The organism is Novosphingobium sp. KCTC 2891 (assembly GCF_025938155.1).
Lineage (GTDB): Bacteria > Pseudomonadota > Alphaproteobacteria > Sphingomonadales > Sphingomonadaceae > Novosphingobium.
In genome coordinates this window covers 44,997-67,829 of sequence record NZ_JAPCZG010000002.1, presented here as the reverse complement: position 1 = coordinate 67,829, position 22,833 = coordinate 44,997, and the positions used below count along the sequence as shown (strand labels likewise).

The 22,833-nt window shown below is 65.3% G+C and carries 25 protein-coding genes; 9 read left to right on the top strand and 16 right to left on the bottom strand.

What is annotated here, in order from left to right; all coding sequences use genetic code 11:
* Window positions 1–99: 99 nt before the first annotated feature.
* Together OLX02_RS03950 and OLX02_RS03945 are read right to left on the bottom strand one after the other, a co-directional pair.
* A complete protein-coding gene (locus tag OLX02_RS03950) occupies window positions 100–1,074 on the bottom strand; it encodes a hypothetical protein (RefSeq protein ID WP_264420428.1) in 975 nt (324 codons plus the stop codon).
* Between the two features lie 9 nt (window positions 1,075–1,083).
* On the bottom strand, window positions 1,084–1,272 hold the full coding sequence (locus tag OLX02_RS03945; RefSeq protein WP_264420426.1) for a helix-turn-helix domain-containing protein: 189 nt from the start codon (window positions 1,270–1,272) through the stop codon (window positions 1,084–1,086).
* A gap of 97 nt (window positions 1,273–1,369) precedes the next feature.
* Here OLX02_RS03945 and OLX02_RS03940 point away from each other — a divergent pair, with 97 nt between their 5' ends.
* Window positions 1,370–2,002, top strand: a complete 633-nt coding sequence (locus OLX02_RS03940; protein ID WP_264420424.1) for a hypothetical protein — start codon at window positions 1,370–1,372, stop codon at window positions 2,000–2,002.
* Window positions 1,999–3,138, top strand: coding sequence for a tyrosine-type recombinase/integrase (locus OLX02_RS03935; protein ID WP_264420422.1), 1,140 nt, complete (start codon window positions 1,999–2,001; stop codon window positions 3,136–3,138). The genes OLX02_RS03940 and OLX02_RS03935 overlap by 4 nt, the downstream gene beginning before the upstream one ends.
* A gap of 281 nt (window positions 3,139–3,419) precedes the next feature.
* On the opposite strand, the gene OLX02_RS03930 is transcribed toward OLX02_RS03935, so the two are convergent.
* The gene (locus OLX02_RS03930; protein WP_264420420.1) at window positions 3,420–3,677 is read right to left on the bottom strand and encodes a hypothetical protein; all 258 of its coding nucleotides are present in this window, start codon (window positions 3,675–3,677) and stop codon (window positions 3,420–3,422) included.
* Window positions 3,678–3,927: 250 nt separating this feature from the next.
* On the opposite strand from OLX02_RS03930, the gene OLX02_RS03925 reads away from it, so the two are divergent.
* Complete coding sequence (locus OLX02_RS03925) at window positions 3,928–4,809, top strand: LOG family protein (protein WP_264420418.1); 882 nt, start codon at window positions 3,928–3,930, stop codon at window positions 4,807–4,809.
* Between the two features lie 21 nt (window positions 4,810–4,830).
* On the opposite strand, the gene thiD is transcribed toward OLX02_RS03925, so the two are convergent.
* From thiD to glmM, 3 genes are all read right to left on the bottom strand, one after another.
* The gene (gene thiD / locus OLX02_RS03920; RefSeq protein ID WP_264420417.1) at window positions 4,831–5,577 is read right to left on the bottom strand and encodes a bifunctional hydroxymethylpyrimidine kinase/phosphomethylpyrimidine kinase; all 747 of its coding nucleotides are present in this window, start codon (window positions 5,575–5,577) and stop codon (window positions 4,831–4,833) included.
* Entirely contained in the window at window positions 5,574–5,804 is a 231-nt protein-coding gene (locus tag OLX02_RS03915) for a DUF1272 domain-containing protein (protein ID WP_264420416.1), read from the bottom strand. Before OLX02_RS03915 ends, thiD begins: the two co-directional genes overlap by 4 nt.
* 62 nt (window positions 5,805–5,866) lie before the next feature.
* Window positions 5,867–7,204 carry a phosphoglucosamine mutase gene (gene glmM / locus OLX02_RS03910; protein ID WP_264421156.1) on the bottom strand — a complete coding sequence of 446 codons (1,338 nt, stop codon included), beginning with the start codon at window positions 7,202–7,204 and terminating at the stop codon, window positions 5,867–5,869.
* A 113-nt stretch (window positions 7,205–7,317) separates the two neighbouring features.
* On the opposite strand from glmM, the gene OLX02_RS03905 reads away from it, so the two are divergent.
* On the top strand, window positions 7,318–8,589 hold the full coding sequence (locus tag OLX02_RS03905; RefSeq protein ID WP_264420414.1) for a dicarboxylate/amino acid:cation symporter: 1,272 nt from the start codon (window positions 7,318–7,320) through the stop codon (window positions 8,587–8,589).
* Between the two features lie 158 nt (window positions 8,590–8,747).
* Window positions 8,748–9,362 (top strand): superoxide dismutase, encoded by a 615-nt coding sequence (locus OLX02_RS03900; RefSeq protein ID WP_264420412.1) that lies wholly within the window; start codon window positions 8,748–8,750, stop codon window positions 9,360–9,362.
* Window positions 9,363–9,393: 31 nt separating this feature from the next.
* On the opposite strand, the gene OLX02_RS03895 is transcribed toward OLX02_RS03900, so the two are convergent.
* From OLX02_RS03895 to OLX02_RS03885, 3 genes are all read right to left on the bottom strand, one after another.
* Window positions 9,394–10,581, bottom strand: coding sequence for an AI-2E family transporter (locus tag OLX02_RS03895; protein WP_264420410.1), 1,188 nt, complete (start codon window positions 10,579–10,581; stop codon window positions 9,394–9,396).
* A gap of 121 nt (window positions 10,582–10,702) precedes the next feature.
* Window positions 10,703–11,395, bottom strand: a complete 693-nt coding sequence (locus tag OLX02_RS03890) for a sigma-70 family RNA polymerase sigma factor (protein WP_264420409.1) — start codon at window positions 11,393–11,395, stop codon at window positions 10,703–10,705.
* Window positions 11,388–11,546 (bottom strand): NepR family anti-sigma factor, encoded by a 159-nt coding sequence (locus tag OLX02_RS03885; RefSeq protein ID WP_319641230.1) that lies wholly within the window; start codon window positions 11,544–11,546, stop codon window positions 11,388–11,390. The genes OLX02_RS03890 and OLX02_RS03885 overlap by 8 nt, the downstream gene beginning before the upstream one ends.
* Before the next feature lie 282 nt (window positions 11,547–11,828).
* Here OLX02_RS03885 and OLX02_RS03880 point away from each other — a divergent pair, with 282 nt between their 5' ends.
* On the top strand, window positions 11,829–13,499 hold the full coding sequence (locus tag OLX02_RS03880; RefSeq protein WP_264420408.1) for a CHASE domain-containing protein: 1,671 nt from the start codon (window positions 11,829–11,831) through the stop codon (window positions 13,497–13,499).
* A gap of 55 nt (window positions 13,500–13,554) precedes the next feature.
* On the opposite strand, the gene OLX02_RS03875 is transcribed toward OLX02_RS03880, so the two are convergent.
* Window positions 13,555–14,352, bottom strand: a complete 798-nt coding sequence (locus OLX02_RS03875; protein ID WP_264420407.1) for a response regulator — start codon at window positions 14,350–14,352, stop codon at window positions 13,555–13,557.
* Between the two features lie 85 nt (window positions 14,353–14,437).
* On the bottom strand, window positions 14,438–14,806 hold the full coding sequence (locus tag OLX02_RS03870) for a hypothetical protein (RefSeq protein ID WP_264420406.1): 369 nt from the start codon (window positions 14,804–14,806) through the stop codon (window positions 14,438–14,440).
* A gap of 141 nt (window positions 14,807–14,947) precedes the next feature.
* Between OLX02_RS03870 and OLX02_RS03865 the strand changes: the two genes are divergently transcribed.
* Window positions 14,948–15,727, top strand: coding sequence for a Crp/Fnr family transcriptional regulator (locus tag OLX02_RS03865; protein ID WP_264420405.1), 780 nt, complete (start codon window positions 14,948–14,950; stop codon window positions 15,725–15,727).
* Window positions 15,728–16,069: 342 nt separating this feature from the next.
* Here OLX02_RS03865 and OLX02_RS03860 read toward each other — a convergent pair whose 3' ends face one another.
* Window positions 16,070–16,507, bottom strand: coding sequence for a response regulator (locus OLX02_RS03860; RefSeq protein ID WP_264420404.1), 438 nt, complete (start codon window positions 16,505–16,507; stop codon window positions 16,070–16,072).
* A 106-nt stretch (window positions 16,508–16,613) separates the two neighbouring features.
* On the bottom strand, window positions 16,614–17,777 hold the full coding sequence (locus OLX02_RS03855) for an N-acetyltransferase (RefSeq protein ID WP_264420402.1): 1,164 nt from the start codon (window positions 17,775–17,777) through the stop codon (window positions 16,614–16,616).
* Window positions 17,778–17,927: 150 nt separating this feature from the next.
* Here OLX02_RS03855 and OLX02_RS03850 point away from each other — a divergent pair, with 150 nt between their 5' ends.
* Window positions 17,928–19,019 carry a fatty acid desaturase family protein gene (locus OLX02_RS03850; RefSeq protein ID WP_264420401.1) on the top strand — a complete coding sequence of 364 codons (1,092 nt, stop codon included), beginning with the start codon at window positions 17,928–17,930 and terminating at the stop codon, window positions 19,017–19,019.
* A gap of 138 nt (window positions 19,020–19,157) precedes the next feature.
* Here OLX02_RS03850 and lptG read toward each other — a convergent pair whose 3' ends face one another.
* Both lptG and lptF read right to left on the bottom strand, forming a co-directional pair.
* Window positions 19,158–20,258 carry an LPS export ABC transporter permease LptG gene (gene lptG / locus OLX02_RS03845; RefSeq protein WP_264420400.1) on the bottom strand — a complete coding sequence of 367 codons (1,101 nt, stop codon included), beginning with the start codon at window positions 20,256–20,258 and terminating at the stop codon, window positions 19,158–19,160.
* Window positions 20,248–21,495, bottom strand: coding sequence for an LPS export ABC transporter permease LptF (gene lptF / locus OLX02_RS03840; protein ID WP_264420399.1), 1,248 nt, complete (start codon window positions 21,493–21,495; stop codon window positions 20,248–20,250). The genes lptG and lptF overlap by 11 nt, the downstream gene beginning before the upstream one ends.
* A 262-nt stretch (window positions 21,496–21,757) precedes the next feature.
* On the opposite strand from lptF, the gene OLX02_RS03835 reads away from it, so the two are divergent.
* On the top strand, window positions 21,758–22,207 hold the full coding sequence (locus tag OLX02_RS03835) for a hypothetical protein (protein ID WP_264420397.1): 450 nt from the start codon (window positions 21,758–21,760) through the stop codon (window positions 22,205–22,207).
* A gap of 55 nt (window positions 22,208–22,262) precedes the next feature.
* Here the strand turns inward: OLX02_RS03835 and clpS are convergent, their stop codons facing one another.
* The gene (gene clpS, locus OLX02_RS03830) at window positions 22,263–22,598 is read right to left on the bottom strand and encodes an ATP-dependent Clp protease adapter ClpS (protein WP_264421153.1); all 336 of its coding nucleotides are present in this window, start codon (window positions 22,596–22,598) and stop codon (window positions 22,263–22,265) included.
* Window positions 22,599–22,833: the final 235 nt, after the last annotated feature.

Genomic DNA, 22,833 nt, shown 5'->3' with positions numbered 1-22,833 from the left:
GGAAAACCGCAACTTTGTGGAAATCGCGGAGTGGCCGCCCAAGAGATAAGTTCATGACCGGCGTAGGGGGTAGTTCAACTGATGCGGGCAGACCGGTGCTCAAATCGTCGTAGGGGGTAAATTTTCCTCGTCGGCAATTTCCGTGAGCAAGTCGAAGCGTGGCCAGACCGGACCAGCGGCACCGGGAGGCACAAGGCCTTCAAGCAGTTCGACACGCGCCAAGTCTGCCGATGTGCGCTGGCGCAGGGACTCGTGGTTTGCATAACGGTTAGGCTTCATTCGGATCATTTCCCTTGCGACCGATGACGCATTGACCTTCTGCCGTGTGTGTTTGAGCACTTCGCGTGCGAGCCAAGCATCGGCGGTGACCTCGACCGACGCTGGCGGCATCTTCGCCAACCGGCTGGGTAGCTGTGCTTGGCTGTTCACGAGTTCGCGGAGCAGGTGTGCGCGAAACAGTCGGTGGCGGCACAGAAGGTCCATGGCACCATCATCCAAGAAGCCACTGGCCAGCCTCTTCGCCCTCGCTGCGCGCTTTCGTTCAGCGTCACGAGCCTTGTGTAGTTCGCGCTCGCGGTCGTAATGCGCGCTCACATGGGCGTCGTTCACGCTGTTGAACTGCCCATGCCGTATCAGCTGTGTGACAAGGCGATCGAACACCACCTGAGCTTGGGCTTTCAGATGCTTCTCCTGGAGTCCTTGAGCCCCGCCCCTGCCCACAAACAGACGATATGCATCGCCGATCTCGGGTGTGACATTCAAGCGGCGGTGGCATACCATGACGCATGCTTCCCTTACCTTGCAGCGTCCGCAGCGTGTCGGGCGAACCGCCCCATCGTGGTTGCGGTGCATCAGGGTAGCCCCCTGACGGACGTAGACAATGGGCTGCCCAAAGCAAGGCTTCCCGACTAGTGGCGGCTGCTCCGTGATGTGGCCAAGCTGATCCATGCGCACTTGACGCGCTTCGAACGTCGTCTGGTTCTTGAGCCTCAGGCCCGCCCACGGCTTCTCCTGCGACCAGTGCCGCACCTTCTCGGCGTGCCCGAGCCGCTCGATGGCTTCAATCGTGGTCATGATTGTCGGTCAGGCAGACATCTGGGTCATGGGGGTGGCCGAGAACGCCCGCTCCACTTCCGACTTGCGGAAGAAGAGACGACGACCCTTGCGGATCACCGGCAGATGTCCGTGTTCAACCAGCCGGTAGATTTGCCGCCGTGACAAGCCGGTGAACGCAGCGGCGGCCTCCGCACCATCGATGAGATCGAAATTCATGGAATCTCCAGAACAATGGACTTATTGTTCCTCCCCCTTGACACGCGACCGCCCTTGGTGTCAACCATAACAACACCGTTATTGTTTGGAGGAATTTTTGCAGCTCGCATTCAAAGAGGTCGAGGAGATCATGGCCATGCACTACGGTGTTACCAGTGCTGGTTCGATCGCATTCCGTGGTAGGTTACAGCACTTGCAGCGTGCTGGATTTCCGTCCGGTGTGAACACCGGGAAGGGGAAACGAGCGACCTACGGCTGGTCGCAGGTCATCGAACTGATCGTCGCACTCGATTTAATGGACGTCGGGCTCATGCCCGATGCGGCGCGATCAATCGTGGAGCTAAACCGAGCCTCTCTCTTGACCTTTGCATCATCGTTTGCCGCAGAAGCGGATTTCCATGAACTGGTGGAGTGGATCGACAGCGAACAATGCCCGCTCTCGGCCACCAAGATCATTCAAGTCTCAGCGGGCGCACTCCAACGGCTGTCCTGTGCAAGCGAGCCACAGCTTGGACTCCTAACCGGGCCACAGTTCGTGGACGCCGTCAGCGACGAATATGCGTTTGAGCCTGCAACCTGCACCATAAACCTGAGCAAGCGTCTTCTGACACTCATGAACGCCCTTTGGGTGCGTGCTGCGGTTGATCATGGCCCCGAGTTCGCAGCGGCTACTACCATCGGGTTGTTTCGCGAATGGGCGCAAAACACGCTCGCGGAGAACATGCCATGACGTCCATCCGCAAGCGGACATGGTCGGGCAAGGGCGGTGAGGCAAAGGCCGCTTGGCAGGTCGACTATCTCGACGCCGGCGGCAAGCGCCGGTCGAAGCAGTTCAAGCGTAAAAAGGACGCAGAAGCCTGGATCACGCAGGCGTCGTGGGAGGTGTCTAAGGGCATTCATACGCCAGACTCGCAGTCGATTACGGTCGAACAAGCGGCAAAGCTCTGGCTCGACTCGGTTCGCAATGATAATCTCGAACCGACAACAGTCGCGGCTTACGAACAGCATGTGCGCCTGCACATCGTGCCAAAGTGCGGTGCGAAGAAACTCTCGCAGCTAACTGCCCCCCAAGTGAAGCAACTGCTCGACGGTTGGGTAAAGACGCTCTCGCGGCCAATGGCGACGCGTGTTCTCCGCACTTTCAAGGCGATCATCACAGAGGCGCAAATCGCTGGTCTGGTGAACCAGAACGTTGCGTTAGCGGTGAAGATGAAGAGAGCGCCGCGTGAGAAGAGCCAGGTTGTCATCCCTACCAAGGCGGATCTGCGCGCGATACTAAACTCGGCGGCGGAGGTTGGTGGGCAGGCCCAGGTTCTGGTGTTGCTGATGATGTATACGGGTATGCGCGCGTCAGAACTACGTGGGCTGCCGTGGACGAATGTCGATCTGCGACGCGCCTATGTCAGCGTCACCCAGCGCGCAGACGCTCACGGCGCGATCGGTGCCCCGAAGTCTCGCACGAGCCATCGCACGATCCCGTTGCCCAAGAGTGTTGTCGCTGCGCTCAAGGCATGGAAGCTCGCTTGCCCGCCGAACGATTACAACCTCGTGTTCCCAAGCGAGCGAGGCAAGGTGACGTCGCACGGTATCATGGTGAAGACTCTCCTGAATCCGATCCAGGTCGCTGCAGGCACCACCACCGGCGGCAAGGAGCCGAAGCCGAAGTATACGCCGCACGATTTTCGTCACGCCGCCGCATCCATGTGGATCGAAGAGAAACTCAATCCCAAACGCATCCAGTCGCTCATGGGGCACAGCTCGATCCAGATGACGTTCGACACTTACGGCCATCTCTTCGAGCGCGCTCAGCACGACACGCGCGACGCGACAGCGATCGAGCGTGCAATCAACAGTGATGCGACATGAATGCGACACAGAGCTGAAAAACCGCAGAAATGCGTGAGTAAAAACGGATTCTGATTCCGTCTATCGAGGTTCGAATCCTCGCGGGGCATCCACTTTCCCAGATCCATCGCATTTTCGCGGCACCGCTCCGGCGCTCGCTGCCGCGCGGCGGATGCGTTCGATCCGCACAAAAAAGGCCGGCAGTGCTGCCAGCCTCGCGGGCCATGCCCACGCCGTTTCCCGCTTTATCGACGAAGAAGACCGGCCCGCGGGGAACGCGGGCCGGTCTCGCTCATTTCCGTTCAACCGTCGCTGTCGTTGCGATGGTGCGCGGAGTGTTCGTTGGAGTGTTCGTAAGCGTTTTCGAGGCCGTGATTGTCGCGCCAGCCCTTCTTGGGGCCGACGTGGGTCGGAAGGCTCCGGTCGGAAAACTTCTCGGACTGCTTTCCGGCATACGAGACCGAAGGCAGCGCATCGCGAGAACGGATGGAACCTGCGTGTGCGGAACCGGCGGCGAGAAGGGTAGCGAGTGCGATCGAAGAGCCGAGCAGTTTGGTCATGGACATCGAGATTCTCCGTTTTGACTGTCTCGATTTGCCCACCCGGAGTTGAAACTTGTTGTTAGGACCGGGTTAAGGCCTCTCCTTAAAAATGTACTAACCGAAGGGTTCCGCCGGTAATCTTTCGTTAGGAACCATGCGTTTCGCAGTCGCGGTAGAGCGTTAATGCAGTGCAGCAGATGCGACGAACCGTAACCGATGCGGATCAAAAGATTGCGTTCCGGCGCGGGTCCGGCGACAGACGGAAGCGATGACCGAAGAAGAAACGAACCGCGAACTCACCAATCGGAAGTTCTACAAGGCCGAGCAGGAAGCCGGATTTGTCGAGTCGCAGCCGCGCACCACACCGCAGCAGCAGGACCCGTCGTACCGGCTCGCTTTCCGCGACGTGGATTTCCTGCTGCGCGAAGAATTGCGCCCGGTGCGCTTCCAGCTGGAACTGCTGAAGCCGGAAATGCTGCTGGATGAGGCCGGCATCGGGTCCACGCTGGTGATGTACGGTTCCGCACGGATTCCCGCGCCGGACATGGCCGATGCGGCGCTCGCCACCGCCACCACGCCCGAACGCAAGGCGGTGATCGAGCGGCTGGTGGCCAAGGCCAAATATTATGAAGAGGCGCGCAAGCTCGCTTTCATCGCCTCGCGCTGCGCGGTGGTGGAAGAAGAGCGTCGCCAGTTCGTGGTGTGCTCGGGCGGCGGCCCTTCGATCATGGAAGCAGCCAACCGCGGCGCGACCGAAGCGGGGGCCGAATCGCTGGGGCTGAACATCGTGCTGCCGCACGAGCAGGCGCCCAACGCCTATGTCACGCCGCACCTGTCGTTCCAGTTCCACTATTTTGCGTTGCGGAAGATGCACTTCCTGCTGCGCGCACGCGCGGTGGCGGTGTTCCCCGGCGGCTTCGGCACGTTCGACGAGTTCTTTGAGCTGCTGACGCTGGTGCAGACCGGCAAGATGAAGCCGATCCCGATCCTGCTGTTCGGCGCGGATTACTGGAACCGCGTGATCAACTTCCGCGCCATCGCCGAGGAAGGCGTGATCAATTTCGAGGATCTCGACCTGTTCCACATGGTCGAGACCGCCGAGGAGGCCTGGGCGCACATCGTCGAATTCTACGGCCTGGACTGCGACTGAGGACGTCGCCGCGCGGTGCGGTCAGCGCACCGCGTGGTGTCCCAGCGGGCCATGGCCGTTGCCGTAACCCGGGGCGGCCAGCAGCGCGGCGCGCACGAACTCGCGCGCGTCTTCCACCGCTTCCTCCAGCGGCAGGCCCATGCCCAGCAGCGTCGCGATCGCGCTCGACAGGGTGCAGCCGGTGCCGTGGGTGTGGCGCGTGGCGATGCGCGGCGCGCTCCAGCAGCGTTCGGGCGCGCCGGGCACCACCAGCCGGTCGGTCACTTCGTCGCCTTCGGCATCGCCGCCCTTGGCCAGGTAGGCCACGCCGCGCGCCGCCATGGCCTCGTCGCCGCCCAGTGCTGCCAGTTCGGGCACGTTGGGCGTGGTCAGCGTGGCCAGCGCCATCAGCCGCTCGAATGCGGCGATGGTGGCCGCGTCCGCCAACGCCGCGCCGCTGGTGGAAATCATCACCGGATCGAACACGATCGGCACGCGCAGCCCCTCCAGCCGGCCCGCCACCACGGCGGCGACATCGGGCGAACCCAGCATCCCGATCTTTACCGCGTCGACGCCGATATCGCCCACGCAGGCATCGATCTGCGCGGCGACCATGTCCGGCGTCGTGGCGGTCACCATGCGGACTCCGGTGGTGTCCTGCGCGGTCAGCGCCGCGATGGCGGTCATCGCGTAGCCGCCCAGCATGGTGATCGTCTTGATATCGGCCTGGATGCCTGCCCCGCCCGACGAATCCGAACCGGCGATGGACAGGACCCGCGGCGCGCTCACGCCGCGCCCTTGTGGTGCCGCTCGGTCGATGGCGGGTGCTTGGCGTGAAGCGCTTTGGCGCGGGTGGGGCGGTCCACCAGCTCGCCGCTGCAATTGGGGCAGCGGTCGTCCAGATCCTCGGCGCATTCGGCGCAGAAAGTGCATTCGAACGAACAGATGAACGCACCCGGCGCCTCGGCCGGCAGGTCGGAGCCGCAGCGTTCGCAATCGGGCCGCATTTCAAGCATTTGTCTGTCCTTCGGTGGCGCCAATAGAGCGCCAGATGCTGTCAGGTGTCGTTAGGTGGCGTTCAGGTCGCGCGGCGCACGGCCTCGCAGATGCGCTCGACCACGGCTTCCACTTCGTCCGCGTCGTCGCCTTCGGCCATCACGCGGATCACCGGTTCGGTGCCCGACGGACGGATCACCAGCCGTCCATGCCCGGCCAGCTGCGCCTCGGCTTCGGCGATCACTTCCTGCACAGCGGGATTTTCAAGCGGCTTGCCGCCGGTGAAGCGCACGTTCTTGAGCAGTTGCGGCACCGGATCGAACAGGTGCAGAGCCTCGCTCGCCGGCTGGCCGGTGGCGATCAGGGCGGCCAGCACCTGCAACGCGGCAACGGTGCCGTCGCCGGTGGTGCCGTGGTCGGTCAGGATCATGTGGCCGGACTGTTCGCCCCCCACGTTGAACCCGCCTTCGCGCATCTTTTCAAGGACATGGCGGTCGCCCACAGCGGTCCGCACCAGGTCCAGCCCGCGCCCTTTGAGATAGCGTTCCAGCCCCAGGTTCGACATCACCGTGGCGACCACACCGCCGCCGCGAAGCTGGCCGGCAGCCGCCATGCGCGAGCCGATCAGCGCCATGATCTGGTCGCCGTCGACGGTCTGGCCCTTTTCGTCGACCACGATCAGGCGGTCGGCGTCGCCATCGAGCGCGATGCCGATATCGGCGCGCACTTCGCGCACCTTGGCCTTGATCGCTTCGAGGTGGGTCGAGCCGACCCCGGCGTTGATGTTCTTGCCGTTCGGCTCGACGCCGATGGCGATGACTTCGGCGCCCAGTTCCCACAGCGCGGAGGGCGCGACGTGATAGGCCGCGCCGTGCGCGCAATCGACCACGATGCGCAGCCCGTCGAGCCGGACGTTGTGCGGCAGGCTGGCCTTGACCGCGTGGATGTAGCGCCCGCGCGCGTCCTCGATGCGGCGGGCGCGGCCCACGTCTTCGGCGGCGGCGAGCGGCAGGTCCTGTTCGAGCATGGTCTCGATGGCGAGTTCGTCCTCGTCCGAGAGCTTGAATCCGTCCGGGCCGAACAGCTTGATGCCGTTATCCTCATAGGGGTTGTGGCTGGCCGAGATCATGACGCCCACATCGGCGCGCATTTCCCGCGTGAGCAGCGCGACCGCGGGCGTGGGCATCGGCCCCAGCAGCACCACGTCCATGCCCACGCTGGTGAAGCCCGCGGTCATCGCGTTTTCGAGCATGTAGCCTGAAAGGCGCGTGTCCTTGCCGATCACCACCCGGTGGCGGTGTGCGCCGCGCAGGAAATAGGTGCCGGCGGCCTGACCGACTTTCATCGCGGTGGCGGCGGTCATCACGCCGACGTTGGTCCGCCCGCGAATGCCATCGGTGCCGAAGAACTTGCGTCCCATCGAATTCACAACCCCGTTTGCCCGCCACCCTTGATGGTGTGCGGCTTTGCTATGTCGCGTGCCATAGCTATTGTCATCTCAAGATGAGCTTACCGCACCCTGAAAAAACGTCCATGACGCTGCCGCCGATCGCGCAGGTTTCCGCCGGCTGGACCTTCGGCGCGCTCACGCTGGGCCTTGCCGGCGGACTGCTGCTGGCTTTCGCGCAGCCCGATGCGCTGCCGATGGTGCTGGCGGTGTCTGAGCCGGTGGGCGACCTGTGGTTGCGGGCCTTGCAGGCGACGATCGTGCCACTGGTGGCGGCGCTGCTGTTCACCGGCATCGTCCAGACCGTCGCCACGGCCAGCGCCGGCGCGATGGCGCGGCGCAGCCTGGGCTATTTCCTTGTCTTCCTGGGCTTCAGCGCGGCGATGGCGCTGTTCGTGACCCCGGCGCTGTTGGCGCTGCTGCCCATTCCCGGCAGCGCGGGCGAGGCGCTGCGCGGCAGCCTTGGCGGCACGGGCGCCGGGGGGCCGGTGCCGGGCATGGCGGACTACCTGCGCTCGATCGTCCCGACCAACGTGCTCGATGCCGCGGCGAATGACCGGATGCTGCCGATGATCCTGTTCATGTCGGTCTTCGCGTTGGCGAGCACGCGGCTGGAGCCGCGCCAGCGCGAGCTGCTGGCCACGTTCTTCGCGGCCATCGCGGCGGCGATGCTGGTGGTGATCGGCTGGGTGCTGGCGGTGGCGCCGCTGGGCGTGTTGGCGCTCAGCCTGACGGTGGCGGCCAAGAGCGGCGCGGCGGCCATCGGCGCGCTGGCGCATTATGTCCTGATCGTGGTGCTGACCGGGGCAGTGGTATGGCTGTCCGGCTATGCCTTTGCGGTCCTGATCGCGCGCAAGCCGCCCGCCGCCTTTGCCCGCGCGATGGTGCCGGTGCAGGTCTTCGCGCTGTCCACCCAGTCCTCGCTGGCTTCGCTGCCGGCGATGCTGGGCGCCTGCCGCAAGCTGGGCGTGCGCGAGACGACCGCCGAGTTCGTGATGCCGCTGGCCGTCTCGTTGTTCCGCGCCACCAGCCCGGCGATGAACCTGGCGGTCGTGGTATATGTCGCGCACTGGTATGGCGTGCCGCTGGGGCCGGGGGCGCTGGTTTCGGGCTGGATCATGGCGATCCTCGTCTCGCTCAGTTCGGTCAGCCTGCCGGGCACGATCAGCTACGTCGCCTCGGTGGGGCCGATCGCCATCGCCATGGGCGTGCCGGTGGGCCCGCTGGCGCTGCTGGTGGCGGTGGAAGTGCTGCCCGACCTGATGCGCACGCTTGGCAATGTGACGCTCGACGTGGCCGTGACGGCTGCGGTCGATCGCGGCGTGCCGGGGGGCTCAAGCGACGAAGCGCACGACTGACGCGGCGAGCCGTGCTGCGTTGCAATAATCGCTATTTTCTCGTTTCCCGATTGAAAAAACTCGCTGGCACAGTGGCGTACACCGCCTAGGCGGTGCGGCACCGATGCCCTGTCCGGGCGTTGATCTGCGAAAGTTCACCCCCCTCATCCGGAGCTATCATGGCCATTACCCTTCTTCCGCTGCCCTACGCCGATACCGCGCTGGAGCCGGCCGTTTCCGCCACGACCTTGCAGACTCACCACGGCAAGCATCACAAGGCCTATGTCGACAAGACCAACGCTGCCATCGAAGGCACCGATCTGGCCGGCAAGAGCCTTGAGGACATCGTCGCCGCCGCGACTGCCAAGGGCGACAAGGGCCTGTTCAACAACTCGGCGCAGACCTGGAACCACGGCTTCTACTGGCACAGCCTGACCCCGGCTGCATCGGCACCGGAAGGCGACCTTGCCGCCGCGATCGACGCGTCGTTCGGTTCGCTCGATGCGCTGAAGGCCGAACTCGCGGCGCAGGGCACGGCGCACTTCGCTTCGGGCTGGGTGTGGCTGGTGGCCAAGGACGGCAAGCTGTCGGTCGAGCAGACCCACGACGCGGCGACGTTCAGCGACCTGTCGGGCAACCCGCTGCTGGTCATCGACCTGTGGGAGCACGCCTATTACGTCGACTACAAGAACCTGCGCCCCGATTACCTGAAGCAGGTGATCGAGACCCGCCTGAACTGGACGTTCGCGGCCGAGAACCTGGCGCGCGGCACGGTCTGGGCCTACCCGGCCTGATAGGCCATGGCGGGCCGGTCTGGGCGTCTGCTCAGCCGGCCCGCGCTGCCGATGATCCTTCCGATGCCGCCTGCGCGGCGGCATCGGCTTCGGAAAGAAGCGCGCTGGGCGGCTCGAACAGCGGTTCGCCGAACAGGAAGCCGACCATGTTGGGCCGGCCGAGATGTTCGAGCAGCGCCGACAGGGTGAGCAGGATCGGCACCGACAGAAGCGCGCCGAGCACACCCCAGATCCACGAGAAATAGCTGATCGCGAGCAGGATCGAGACCGGGTTGAGCGTGAAGCGCGCGCCCAGGATCGATGGCGTGATCACGTTGGATTCGATGGCGTGGAGCGCCAGGAACGCCAGCATCGGCACAAGCCCCAGCGCGACGGTGCTGGCGGTGCCGAGCCCGATCAGCGCGAGCAGACCCATCAGCACCAGCGGTCCCAGATAGGGCAGGAAATTGAGCACGAAGGCGAGGCCGCCCCACATGATCGGCGCGGCGAGGCCATAGGCCCACGCCCCTGCGGCCACGATCACGCCCACGCCGAAATTGATTTGCGCCACGGTGAGGATGTAGCTCGCCACCCGGTCCTGCACATCGCGCAGGACGCGGGCGATGCGCACCGAGGCGCCAAAGCTCTGCCGGTCGAGCAGCAGGCGCCGCTTCATGCGAATGCGCGATTCGATCATGAAGAAGGTCATCAGGAAGGTGAGCAGCGTTTCCAGCACCACGCTGGGCGTGGCGAAGGCGACCTGTTCGATCACCGAAGGGCTGGCCAGCACCACCTCGCGCGCGGTGTGGCCCGTCAGCCGCGCCAGCTGGCGGTTGATGTCGCCGATCCAGGCAAGGTTGCCGCGCAGTTCGGCAAAGCGCTGGCTGACCTGCCGCACCAGCGTGGGCACCTGATCCACCATCACGAAGGCCGGCTGGAGGATCAGCGACAACGCCAGCACGATCACCGCGATCATCGCCGTGATCGCCAGGAACGAGGCGAGCATGTTGGGCAGGCCGAAGCGGATCAGCCGGTCCGCCAGTGGCGACAGCACGATGGTGAAGATCATCGCGGTCACCGGCGGCAGGAACACCACCGACCCGATCGAGAGCACGAACGGCAGCGCCAGGAACAGGCCCAGCCCCAGCAGCAGCAGGATCGCCGATTGCAGCCGTGCGCTCTGATCCACCGGCGGCTCTTCGCCGGCGGGCGTGACGGGGGCGGTCAGTTCGGGATCCAAGGGTTTCGCTTTCGAAAACGGGTGCCACCGTTCCTGCCCCCCAATAGGGGGTGGGATCAAGTCCTTCGAAAGTGGGGGCAACCGAAAGCGGGTAGGCGCAAAGTGGGCAGCGCGCGGCCGGTCAGGAACCGGCCTGCACGGTGCTGTCGAGTTCGCCCATGATCGCGTCGTGGGCGATGGCGTCTCCGGTGCTGCGGCGGGGCAGCTGGCCGTCCTCCATCATCTGCGTCAGCGCGGCGCGGGCGCGGCCCACGCGGCTCTTGATCGTGCCGACGGCGCACTGGCAGATCTGCGCGGCTTCCTCGTAGCTGAAGCCGCCTGCGCCTACGAGCAGCAGCGCCTCGCGGCGTTCGGCCGGCAGGGTCAGCAGGGCGCGATGCATGTCGGAAAGGTGCAGCGGGCCTTCCTGCCCGGCGGGCGCCACCAGAATGCGTTCGGCCACGGTCTCGTCGTAGTCGGCGCGAAAGCGGTTGCGGCGCATATCGGTCAGGTAGGCGTTGCGCAGGATCACGAAGGTCCATGCCCGCATCGATGTGCCCGGCTCGAACCTGTCCTGTGCAGCCCATGCCTTGAGCAGCGTTTCCTGGACGAGATCGTCGGCAAGATCGGGGCGGCCGCACAAGCCGCGCGCAAAGGCGCGCAAATGCGGGATGACGCCGGTCAGCTCGCGCTTGAACTCGGGGCCTGCGGTGCGCGGGCGTTCGGCGTTGCGGTCGAACGGCCGCTTGACCGGGACGCGTTTTGCGCCGTCCTGTTCATCGGGAGCATGGCCATCGCCATGAGGCTGCGGGGAGCCGGAGTGAGCGTCAGCCATCCGAGTTGTCGTCCAGTTGGTCGAGCAGTTTGGCGAAGCTGTCCGGCAGGGGTTCGTCCACGACGGAATCGTAAAGACGGCGCAAGCCGGTCGCCCATTCCGGGGACTTCGCCTTTCCGTCACCACGGCGCGTTGCGCCCATCGTCTTCATTGGTTTCTTCTCTTTCGGCATTCGATCCGGCAAAGCCTCCCCCCAGGGTCGTCGCAAATCAGGAGCCGCGACCCGCGCGGCAAAGGCAAGATACAACGACCACGGGGTTCCAAGCCAGCCACCGCACGCCGTGTGTAAAGCGAGGAACGAAAGCCGGGCCGGGTGGTTCCCCGATAAATAAGTCGCGTGGGCGAACGTCCCGATCTGGCGCGGCAATTCTGGTCATGCCATAGCCGCAGGCCACGTGCGGTCGGACCGAAGCCCGGAGGATTGAACAGCCACGTGGAGAAGCTGCTCTCCGACAAGAACCTTTCGCAACGCTGGTACGAACGGTTTCCGCGCGCGCTGCCCATCGGCATCTTCGCGCTGACGATGGCTGTGACGGTGCTGAGCGTCTTCGCGATCGAGCACGCCGAGACCCAGCGCGAGACCGCGCAGCTGGCGCAGACTGCGCAGGCTGTTGCCTCTGGACTGGAGCGGCGGTCCAACGCCAACGCGGCCTATCTGCGATCAGGCGCGGCATTGTTCGCGACCCAGCAAATGGTCGAGGCGCCGCTGTTCCGCACCTTCATCCAGCAACTCCAGCTCGACGGGAACTTCCTCGGCTCGGAAGGGATCGGCTGGGCGATGAAAGTGAACCGCGCGGATATTCCCGTGGTCGAGGACGTGATGCGCCGGGGCGGCGCACGCGGATTCGCAGTCACGCCGGCGCCCGCACCGGACACGCCCTTCGTCGTGCCGGTGATGTATCTCGAACCCCGCTCTGGCCGGAACCAGCGCGCGGTCGGCTTCGATATGTATTCGGAACGCATCCGCCGCGCCGCCATGCAGCAGGCGGCCCAGCAGAACCGTCCCGTCGCGTCGGGTATGGTGGTGCTGCGGCAGGAAGACCGCGCACATGGTGCCCCCGGCTTCCTGATCTACATGCCGGTCTATTCTGTGCGGCGCGGTGAAGACCACGCGCTGAGAGGCTTCGTCTATAGCCCGTTCAACGGGCGGCAGTTCCTGCAATCGGCGCTGAATACCGACCGGATCGGCCCGGTGGGCATCCGCGTCTACGATCAGAGCGTGCGCCCCGGGAACCTGCTTGCGGAAATGCGGCTCACCCAAAGCTCCGGCCGGGTGGTGCGGCGGAGCATCGACCTTGCGGGCAGGCGCTGGATACTGGAAGTCGAAGCGCCGGCGACGACGATGCTCAGCCTGATGTCGGTAATGACCCTGCTGTTCGGTTTGCTGGTGGCGACGCTGCTGCTGGTGCTGGCGCGGTTGCTGACGCAGCAGGCGGTGGAAGACCGCATCGCGCTGGCCTGGTTCGAGCAACAGTCCTCGATCCGCAATTCCCTGACCCGCGAGCTGAACCACCGGGTCAAGAACACGCTGGCGAACGTGCTGTCGATCATCGCGTTGACCCGCCGCCGGGCGACCGATCTCGACAATTTCGCCGATAGCCTGGAAGGCCGCATCCGCGCGCTTTCCGCCACGCACGATCTGCTCACCCAGTCTGAGTGGGGCACCACGCCGATCCGGCTGGTGCTCCAGGCCGAACTGGCGCCCTATGCGCAGGGCGAGGACCCGCCGGTGGAAATGGATGGCCCCGACGTGGAACTGGCACCCAACGATGCCCTGTCGCTGGGCCTCGCGATTCACGAACTGGCCACCAACGCCGCCAAGTACGGTGCGCTCAGCGTTTCCGAAGGGCGCGTCCGCGTGGCCTGGGAAATGGTCGCCGCGGACCGTGCGCGGATCCGCTGGCAGGAAACCGGCGGGCCGAAGCTGGCATCCGAGGCGCGGCGCAAGAGGGGCTTCGGCACGGACCTGATCGAGAAGATCGTCGCGCACGAACTGCGCAACCCGGTGGACCTGCGGTTCGATCCGGACGGCGTGCAGTGCACGCTGGTGATCCCGGTGCGGCGGCGCGGAGATTTCGCCATTCGCGAGGGCCGCAAGGGCTGAACCGAAAACGGCCGCCCCGATGGGGCGGCCGTCGTTTGTTCGGTGCCGTAACCGATCAGGCCAGCGGGCGGCTGGATCCGAAGAACAGCGCCTGGCTGATCGCCGCCCGCACGGTCGATTCCTGGAACGGCTTGGTGATGAGATAGGTCGGCTCGGGCCGATCGCCGGTCAGCAGGCGCTCGGGGTAGGCCGTGATGAAGATCACCGGCACGTCGGTGATCTTGAGAATGTCGTCCACCGCGTCGAGCCCCGAACTGCCGTCGGCAAGCTGGATGTCTGCAAGGACGAGGCCGGGCGTTTCCTGCGACACGATTTCGCGTGCCTGGGTGCGAGTGGCGGCCATGCCGCACACGTCGTGGCCCAGCGAGCGGACAAGATCCTCAAGCTGCATGGAAATCAGCGGCTCGTCCTCGATGATCAGCACCGAAGTGGCGGATTCGCGGTCGATTTCCTCGATCGCTTCCTGCACCAGATCCTCGACGTCCTCGGGGGTGCGATCCATGATGGTCGCGGCTTCGTCGATCGAGAAATCCTCGAGCGTGGTCAGCAGCAGCGCCTGGCGATTGAGCGGGGTGATATGCGCGAGACGTTCCTGCGCGGCCGCTTCATGCGTGCCGTGCTCGACGCCGGAATAGTCGTTGGTATCGACAAAGGCGCTGGACCAGACCGCATTGAACGCGCGGTAGAGCGCAACACGGCCTTCGCCGATCTGCGCGCGCAATTCATTGTCGGCCAGCGCGGCTTCAAGGGTGGCGCGCACGAAGGCGTCGCCGGTTGCCTGGCTGCCCGTGAGGGCGCGCGCATAGCGGCGGAGATACGGCAGGTTGGCGGCGACTTTGGCACCCAGCGACATTTAGACCCCTTCCGGACACTCGATGCAACGCGCAACGTATGTAGGGTGAAAAAGGTTCCCGGGCCAGCGATCACCGCATCGCCCGCTATTCTGCGCCGCGCCGCTCCACCACCTGCGTTACCCAGTCCACCAGCACCTGCGGCGGCACTGGCTTGTCGAAGAAGGCAAAGCGCTCGCAGCCCGGCGGGAGGTGCTCGGGCAGCGCACCTGTGACCAGCGCCACCACGCAGCCCAGCCCATCGAGCCGCAGGGCCAGGTCGAGCGCCAGCCCATCGGGCAACTGGAAATCGAGCAGGGCGGCGGCGTAGTTGCGGCCTTGAATCGCTTCGTCCGCCGCGGCCAGGCTGCCGGCCACGTCCACGCGGTATCCGGCCGCGAGAAGTTCCTCTTCCATCTCCATGGCGACGAGCAGGCTGTCTTCCACCACCAGAACGCAGTGTGCGGCCCGATCCATCGCAATCCCCCTGTTCCCCTTCGTCGCAGGGGTGAAGGGGCGTTACGCGGGAACCGTGACGCGGTCAGTGTCATTTGACATGGCGCCGCGCGGCCCTGGGGGCGACGTCGGGCAAGGCAGCGCAAGCGGGGAGTTACGAGAATGGCCAGCGACGTGAGGGGCACCAACGACAACGGGGCACGGACGATGCCCGAGCGTATCCGCTGCCGCGAATGCCCGCTGCGGGACTGCACCGGATTGCTTGCGCCCGACGAAGGCCAGCGCGCGTGGATCGAGGCGTTCAAGTCCGGCGAGGCGCGGTTCGCGCGCGGGGAGCAGGTTCTGCGCCAAGGCGTGCGGGCCACCCGGCTGCACACCGTGCTGGAAGGCGTGCTGATGCGCTATCGCTTGCTGGAAGACGGACGTCGCCAGATCCTGAACTTCATGTTCCCGGGGGATTTCGTGGGTCTGCAATCGGCATTCGACGCCGATCTTTCACACGGGATAGAGGCGATGACCGATACTCTGCTCTGCGTGTTCCCGCGCGACCGCTTCTTCGAGCTGGCGCTCAGCCATCCGCGCCTGTCGTTCGACCTCACATGGCTCGCCGCGCGCGAGGAAGCCGCACTCGAGGAGCATCTCGTGTCGCTCGGCCAGCGCAACGCCCAGGAAAGGCTCGCCTACCTCGCGGTCTATCTGGTCGGCCGGGCGAGCGAGACGGGAGTGGCGCGGGACGGCGTGTTGCGGCTGACCGTCACGCAAAGCCAGATTGCCGACATGCTGGGGCTGTCGCTGGTCCATACCAACCGCTCGCTTCAGGCGCTGCGGCGGGCCGGTCTGGTCGATTGGACGCTCGCTTCGATCGCGGTCCCGGACATGGCTGCGGCGCGTCACTTCGCCCAGATGGATGGCGATGTGCTTTCGCCAAGACCTTATATATAAAGGATTTTGTGGAGAGTTTCGGAGGTCGGAGAAAAAATTCAAAAAAAATGAAAGGGCAGGGAACCACTCCAATGGGCGCTCGTTTAGGTCATGTCACCGCCGAGACCCCCCCTCCCGTCCAAGCGGCCGGTGATACGATCCCGAAAGGCCTCCGTCGAAACTCGGCGGAGGCCTTTTTTTGTGCGCTGTCACCTGAAGGCACGCCGGAGTATGGCCGCGACGCCTCGGCTCACGCGGGCTGAATGCCTTTACGGCTTCGTCCTGATGCGGTCGAAGGACGCGCGAAACGGCAGCCCGGCCGCCCAAGCGCCAGCCACCACGGGCAGCGCAAGTTTTACCGGATCAGTGGGGCAGGGCGCTGCGCAGGCGGGCCAGAAGGCCGGGCTTGGGCAAGTTGCCGCGGACCAGTCGCACCAGTTCGGACGACGGGAACGGCTTGACCAGCACGTGGCCCAGTTCCGCAATTTCGGAGGGAATGCTGTCCGGCGCGCCCGTGGAGAAAACGATCAGCGGCGCGACGGGGTTGAGCTGGACGACCAGTTCCGCAAGCGTCCAACCATCGTCGCGGTCGGCAAGATGCACGTCCAGGATAAGGACGTCAGGCCGGATGCGTTCGAGTTCACCCATGGCGGCGGAAATCGAGGCGCAGATGCCGACTTTTCGCGCGCCGGCTTCGGCAAGCGCTTCCGCCATGTCCATGGCGACGAGGGCGTCGTCCTCCACGATCAGCACACGCCCCAGAGGAACCGCATCTTTGCGGCGGGTTGCCTTGCCTGCCATCCGCCCGTTCCTCATCCCCACGGCGCGGCGACACCCGCCGTTCCGTGGACAAACAAACGCGGCCGGGGCAGTGCCGGTTCCCGGCAACCGCCCGCGGTTTGCGGGATCAGGCCGTGAGCGGTTTTTCGTAGATCGCGTATTCCTTGTTCACGGTGCTTCCGATCGCATCGGCAATGGCAACCATCCCCTGGTTGTCCTCGAGAATCCAGCCGATCTCGCCGCGCGTGGAGCCATAGCGCGAGATCGAATTGCGGCGGATGTATTCGATCATCATGAAGGCGAGCTGGCTGGCGAGGCGCGAGGACTGGAGCTTCTTGCGCACACCCATCAGCGGCACGCGCATCGTGCGCGGGCGGGGCTTGCGCAGCCACAGCAGCAGCTTGGCCCAGTTGAACGGAAAAAGCTTGCCACCCATCGGCTTCAGCACTTCGTTCAGGTCGGGCAGCGTCATCATGAACGCCACCGGCTCACCCTCGTACTCGGCGACCATGATCAGGTCCTCGCGCACGATCGGCTTGAACTTCTTGCCGGCGTAGGCGATCTCGCGGTCGGTGAAGGGCACGAAGCCCCAGTTGTCCGACCAGGCATCGTTGAGGATGTCGAGGATCAGCGCGGCTTCCGCGTCGAACTTGCTCTTGTCCACGTTGCGGATGCGGATCTTGGCGTTCTTCTCGCCCGACGTGATGATGCGCTGGATCAGCGGAGGGAACTCCTGCGTGATGTCCAGCTCATAGGTCTTGAGCATCTTGGCGGGGGTGTAGCCCAGCGCCTTGATGTAGTCGTTATAGCGTTCCGGCTGGTGCCCCATCATCACGGTCGGCGGATGGTCGAAGCCCTTGGTCAGCTGGCCCGGTTCTTCCCACACCGACATCGACAGCGGGGCGAGGACGCGGGTCATGCCCTTGCCCTTCAGCCAGTCCTCGGCCTTGGCGATCAGCGCGCGGGCGACGGCTTCGTCCTCGGCTTCGAGCAGGCCCCAGTTGCCGGTGCCCGGCCCCATGCCCTGCGACGCGTCCATGGCGGTGGCGAGGTGATCGATATGCGCGGAAATGCGGCCCACCGCGCGGCCACCGCGCCTTGCGAGGAACAGTTGCACGTCGGCATGATCGAAGAACGGATTCTTGCCGGGGGTGACCAGTTCCACCGCCTCCATCCGCAGCGGCGGCACCCAGTTGGGATCGCCGGCGTTGAGCCGGTAGGCCAGATCGACGAACTCGGCGCGCTCGCCCTTGCTGGTAACCGGAGTGATGACTACTTCGCCGTGTGCCACGATCTTGCCTTTGTTTGGATTTAGGGGGCGGGTCCCGGGCGAACTGCGTATGGTCGCGGCGCAATGTCAAGCCGAACCCGCGCCTTTCCTGCCCCGGCAAGCCAAGACGGCCGGCCCCAGATCGGCCCCGGGTCACACTGGAACCATTGCATGATTGCCTCCGAAACACTCGACCTTCCCGTCGGCACTTCCAGGACCGCCACACCGGCGCGCGGTCTTGCGGCCACGCCAGAGGACAAGGCGATGCTCCGCGCCGCCGCGGACCTGACGCGCGACATCTCGGTGGCGCGCGCGGGTATCTACTGGCCGGACATGCTCGCGTCGGCCCTGCTCGGGTATGCGGCGCTGGCGGCCGCGATCCTGTCGACCAGCGCGCTGGTCTCGGTGATCGCCGGCGCGGTGGCGGCGGTGGCGCTCTACCGGGCGCTGCTGTTCATCCATGAACTGACGCACATCCACCGCACGGCGCTTCCCGGCTTCCGTGCCGGCTGGAACCTGCTCGTGGGCATTCCTCTCCTGACGCCCTCGTTCATGTACGAAGGCGTGCATACGCTGCACCATGCCAAGACGCGCTATGGCACGGCCGAGGATCCGGAATACCTGCCGCTCGCGCTGATGAAGCCGTGGACGCTGCCGGTGTTCCTCGTTTCCGCGATCCTGCTGCCGGTGGGCCTGCTGATCCGCTCGGCCCTGCTGGTGCCGCTGGGGGTGATCGTGCCGCCGCTGCGCAAGCTGGTGTGGGAACGCGCCTCGGCGCTGGCGATCAACCCGCAGTTCCGCCGCCGCGCGCCCGAGGGTGAATTCGCCCGGCTGGTGTTCTGGCAGGAACTGGGCGCTTCGGCCTGGGCGATCTTCCTGGTTACGTGGTCCGCGTTCCATGGCTGGCGGCCGCTGGCGATCGGGCTGGCGGTGGTCTCGGCCACGGCGGTGCTCAATCAGGTCCGCACGCTGGTGGCGCACCTGTGGGAGAACGACGGCGAGGTGATGACCGTGACCGGCCAGTATCTCGATTCGGTCAATGTGCCGCCGCCCGCGATGCTGACCGCGATCTGGGCGCCGGTGGGCCTGCGCTACCACGCGCTGCATCACCTGTTGCCCAGCATGCCCTACCACTCGCTGGCCGAGGCGCACCGCCGCCTGCGCGCACACCTTGGCGCGGGATCGACCTATGACGGAGCGAACTATCCGGGGCTGATGCCGATGATCGCGCGGCTGGTCAAAAGCTCGATGGGCGCGCGCTGACGGGTGCGGATTGTCGCCGGCCGGCCTTCGAAAGGTCAGTGGCCGGCGGTGATCGCAATGCCCTCGCCCATCACCACCACAAGCGTAAAGGCCTTGCGCTGGCCGGCCGGATGCCGCCGGTCGAAGCGCGGGGAGGGCTTACTCTTCCGTCCGGATAAGAACCGTCTCGCCGATCAGCAGGAACAGGCAGAACGGCGCCCAGGCGGCCAGCACGGGTGGGTAGCCGCCGAAGTTGCCCATCGCGAGCGCGGCGTTGTCGACCACGAAATAGGCGAAGCCCAGCGCCATGCCGATCACCGCGCGCACGAACAGCTGGCCCGACCGTGCCAGCCCGAACGCCGCGACCGCACCCAGCAGCGGCATCAGCAGCGCGGAAAGCGGGCCGGACAGCTTGTGCCACCATTTGCCTTCCAGCTCGCTGGTTCGGTAGCCGGCATCGCGGATCGCCTGGATCGATGCGGACAGGCGCGGCAGCGATTCGGTATCGGCGTCGACCTTGCGCAGCACGACCTGCGCCGGCTCGACCTGCCTGGCGTAGATCTTCTCGCCCTTCACCGCGCTGCGCTGCGTGCTCTGCACGTCGAACGTGGCGGGATCGGTGAAGCGCCAGCCGGGATTGGCGAAAGTGGCCTGCGGGGTGCGGACGATCTCGGTGACCATGCCGGTGGGGTCGCGGCGATACCAGCTCACGTCGGTCATCCGCATCGCCGGGCCGCGGCCCTCGATCGCCTTGGCGAACAGGATGTTCTGCCCGTCCTGCAACCAGACGTTGGCCTTCACCTCGCTGTCCTTGGGGATCGGTCCGAAATCCGCCGCCTGCCATGCCTTCAGCGTCGCAGTGGAGCGGGTGACGATGCGTTCGTTGAAGGCGAAGGTCACGCCCGAGACCACCGCCGCGACCAGGAACAGCGGCGCCAGGATCTGGTGCGCGGAAAGTCCGGCGGCCTTCATCGAGACGACTTCGCTGTTCTGGTTGAGCGTCATCAGCGTGATGATGGTCGACAGCAGCACCGAATAGGGCAGGAAGCGGCTGACCAGTTGCGGCATCCGCAGGCCGACATAGGTCAGCAGCTGCGCCTGACCGTTGCCCGGTGCGGCCAGAATGTCCCCGCTTTCGCTGAGCAGGTCCAGCATCTGGAGCACGAGCACCAGCATCAGCAGCACCGCGACGATGCGGGTGGCGAACATCTTCGCGATGTAGAGCGTCATCGTCCGCGAGGGGAAGAATTCAAGCTGCACCGGCTGCTCCCTCGGCGTCGTCGGCATCGGTCGGCGCATCGCGCATCTGCCTGGGGCCGAATAGCTTGCGCAGGCGGCGGCTGATCTTGGCGAAGCCGGTTTCCAGCGCGCCGATCGGCTGGCCGCCGGGAACGTAGGCGATGCGCCAGTACATCCACAGGATCAGCAGGGCGAACAGCAGGAACGGCCCCCACAGCGACAGCGTGGGGTCGATCTTGCCCAGACTGGCCACGTCCTGCCCGTACTGGTTCACCTTGTGGTAGGCGACCACCATCACGATCGACAGGAACACGCCCAGCGTCGACGTCGAGCGCTTGGGCGGCACCGCGAGCGCCACCGCCAGCAGGGGCAGCAGGAACATCATCACCACTTCCACGATGCGGAAGTTGAAGCTCGCCAGGCTCTGCGCGCGCGCCAGCTGGGTCGCCTGGTTGCTCCAGCCGATCTTGAGCAGTTCGGGCAGGAAGTATTCGCGGTCCTTGTCGCCGCGCTGGCGGAACTGCTCGATCTTGGGCAGATCGATGGGCAGGTCGTGGCTGGCGAAGGTCAGCACGCGCGGGCTCTTGATGCCGGGGCCATCCTGCACGATCTGGCCGTCGGTCAGGCGCAGGATCACGGTGTCCGGATTGTCGCGGTTGGCGAAGAACTGGCCGTCGCGCGCGGAGATGACCAGCGTCTGGCCTTCCTTGGTGGCGATCCGCGCGAAGATGCCCTGAAGGTCGCGTCCTTCGTCGCGGCTCGATTCCACGCGCAGCGCCGTGCGGTCCTGCAACGAGTTGAATTCGCCCACCTTGATCGAAGCGCCCAGCGCGCCCGACCGCAGCTCATAGTTGAGCTGCTCGTAATAGTAGCGCGACAGCGGCTGGAGATAGCTGACGATCACCAGGTTCAGCGCGGCCAGTCCGATCGCGAACAGGTAGGGCACGCGCAGCAGCCGCGTGTAGGACAGCCCCACCGCGCGCATCACGTCGAGTTCCGAGGATGTCGCCAGCTTGCGGAACGCGAACAGGATGCCCAGCATCAGGCCGAGCGGGATGGCCAGGCTGGCATATTCGGGCAGCAGGTTCGCCAGCATCTTGAACACGACGCTGACCGGCCCGCCTTCGGTCGCGACGAAATCGAACAGCTTGAGCATCTTGTCGAGCACGAGCAGCGACGCGGCGATGACGAACACGGCGGCCATCGGCACCAGCACGAGCCGGGCGATATACCTGTCAGTGGCGGTCAGAAACTTCACGGGCGGATCGATGTGTCTCGGCTGGGGCGAAGGGTGGAGCGTGGACTAGCCCGGTTGCGTGCGCGGCGGAAGGCGAAAAGCGCAGCGTCCCCTGCGCGCGCTAAGGGAGCTTTCATAACCAACGTTATTGCCACTATAGGACCATGGATATAGATAATGACGCTTCGTCCTAGGGATCGGGCGTTATCAACGCCCAACACCGGTTCCCGCTCTGGGGTCTCCGGTATTCTGGGTTGTCGCAGCAATGGGAGATAATATCGTCGTGGTAGCAGGCAGGCAGGCGCCGCGCTGGTGGGATTCGCTGAAGCTGCGCAGTGCGCCGCAGCCTTCGGATCTTCAGGCGGTGGCGGATTTTTGCGAGGCGCTCGAACCGGACCGCCAGCGCGCGGGCTTTGAACGCGCGCTTCGGCTGTTCGGAGCGGCCCCGCTGCTGCCTGCCCCGCACGAGGAGGACACCCGCCGCGACGACTTGCTGTGGATCAACCTGCTGGCGGATTCGGGAGCATATGAAAGCGCCGCTGTGGCGCTTTTGCCCGATGCGGCGGTCTACACGTGCGGCCGGCTCAACGACGGCACGTTCATCGCGCAGGTCGTGCTGGGCAGCGGCACCGGCGCGCATTCGCGCAGCGCAAGGTCATTGGCGATGGCGCTGGTCGCCGCCGTGCTGCGAGCCATGGCGCGCGACATCGTGGAATTGCGCGCGCTTCAATAAGGCGGGCAGGCCAACAAGGGCAGCAGGGCGGCCAGGCGGACCGCCAGAAAGCGGCTCAGGCCTTTTCCAGCGTGCATTGGAGCGGGTGCTGGTTCGCCTTTGCGAAGTCCATCACCTGGTTCACCTTGGTCTCGGCGATCTCGTAGGGGAATACGCCGCACACGCCCACGCCCTTCTGGTGCACGTGGAGCATGACGCGCGTGGCCTGTTCCAGATCCATGTGGAAGAAGCGCTTCAGCACCATCACCACGAATTCCATCGGGGTGTAATCGTCGTTGAGCATGAGCACCTTGAACATGCTCGGCTTCTTGGGCCGGGTGCGGGTCTTGGTGGCGATGCCGACCAGATCGTTGTCGTCCGGACCCCGTGTTCCGTCATCGTCCGCCGCCATCACGCGAATCGATGCACGCGCCGAGGTGGCCTCAAGGGCGGAAAAACCGGATTCATGCTTCATGATGGTGTCGAATATCGCATTGCCTGCCCGCGCATACAAGAGGCGCCGCAAGCGTGTGGCCGCAAAGCCCTTTCCGAAATGCAAACGGACCGGGCGGGGGTTCCCGTCCGGTCCGCTTCCACAGGCCTCGGCGGCGCGCCGCACGCCGAATGAGCGCGCCGTCAATCAGATG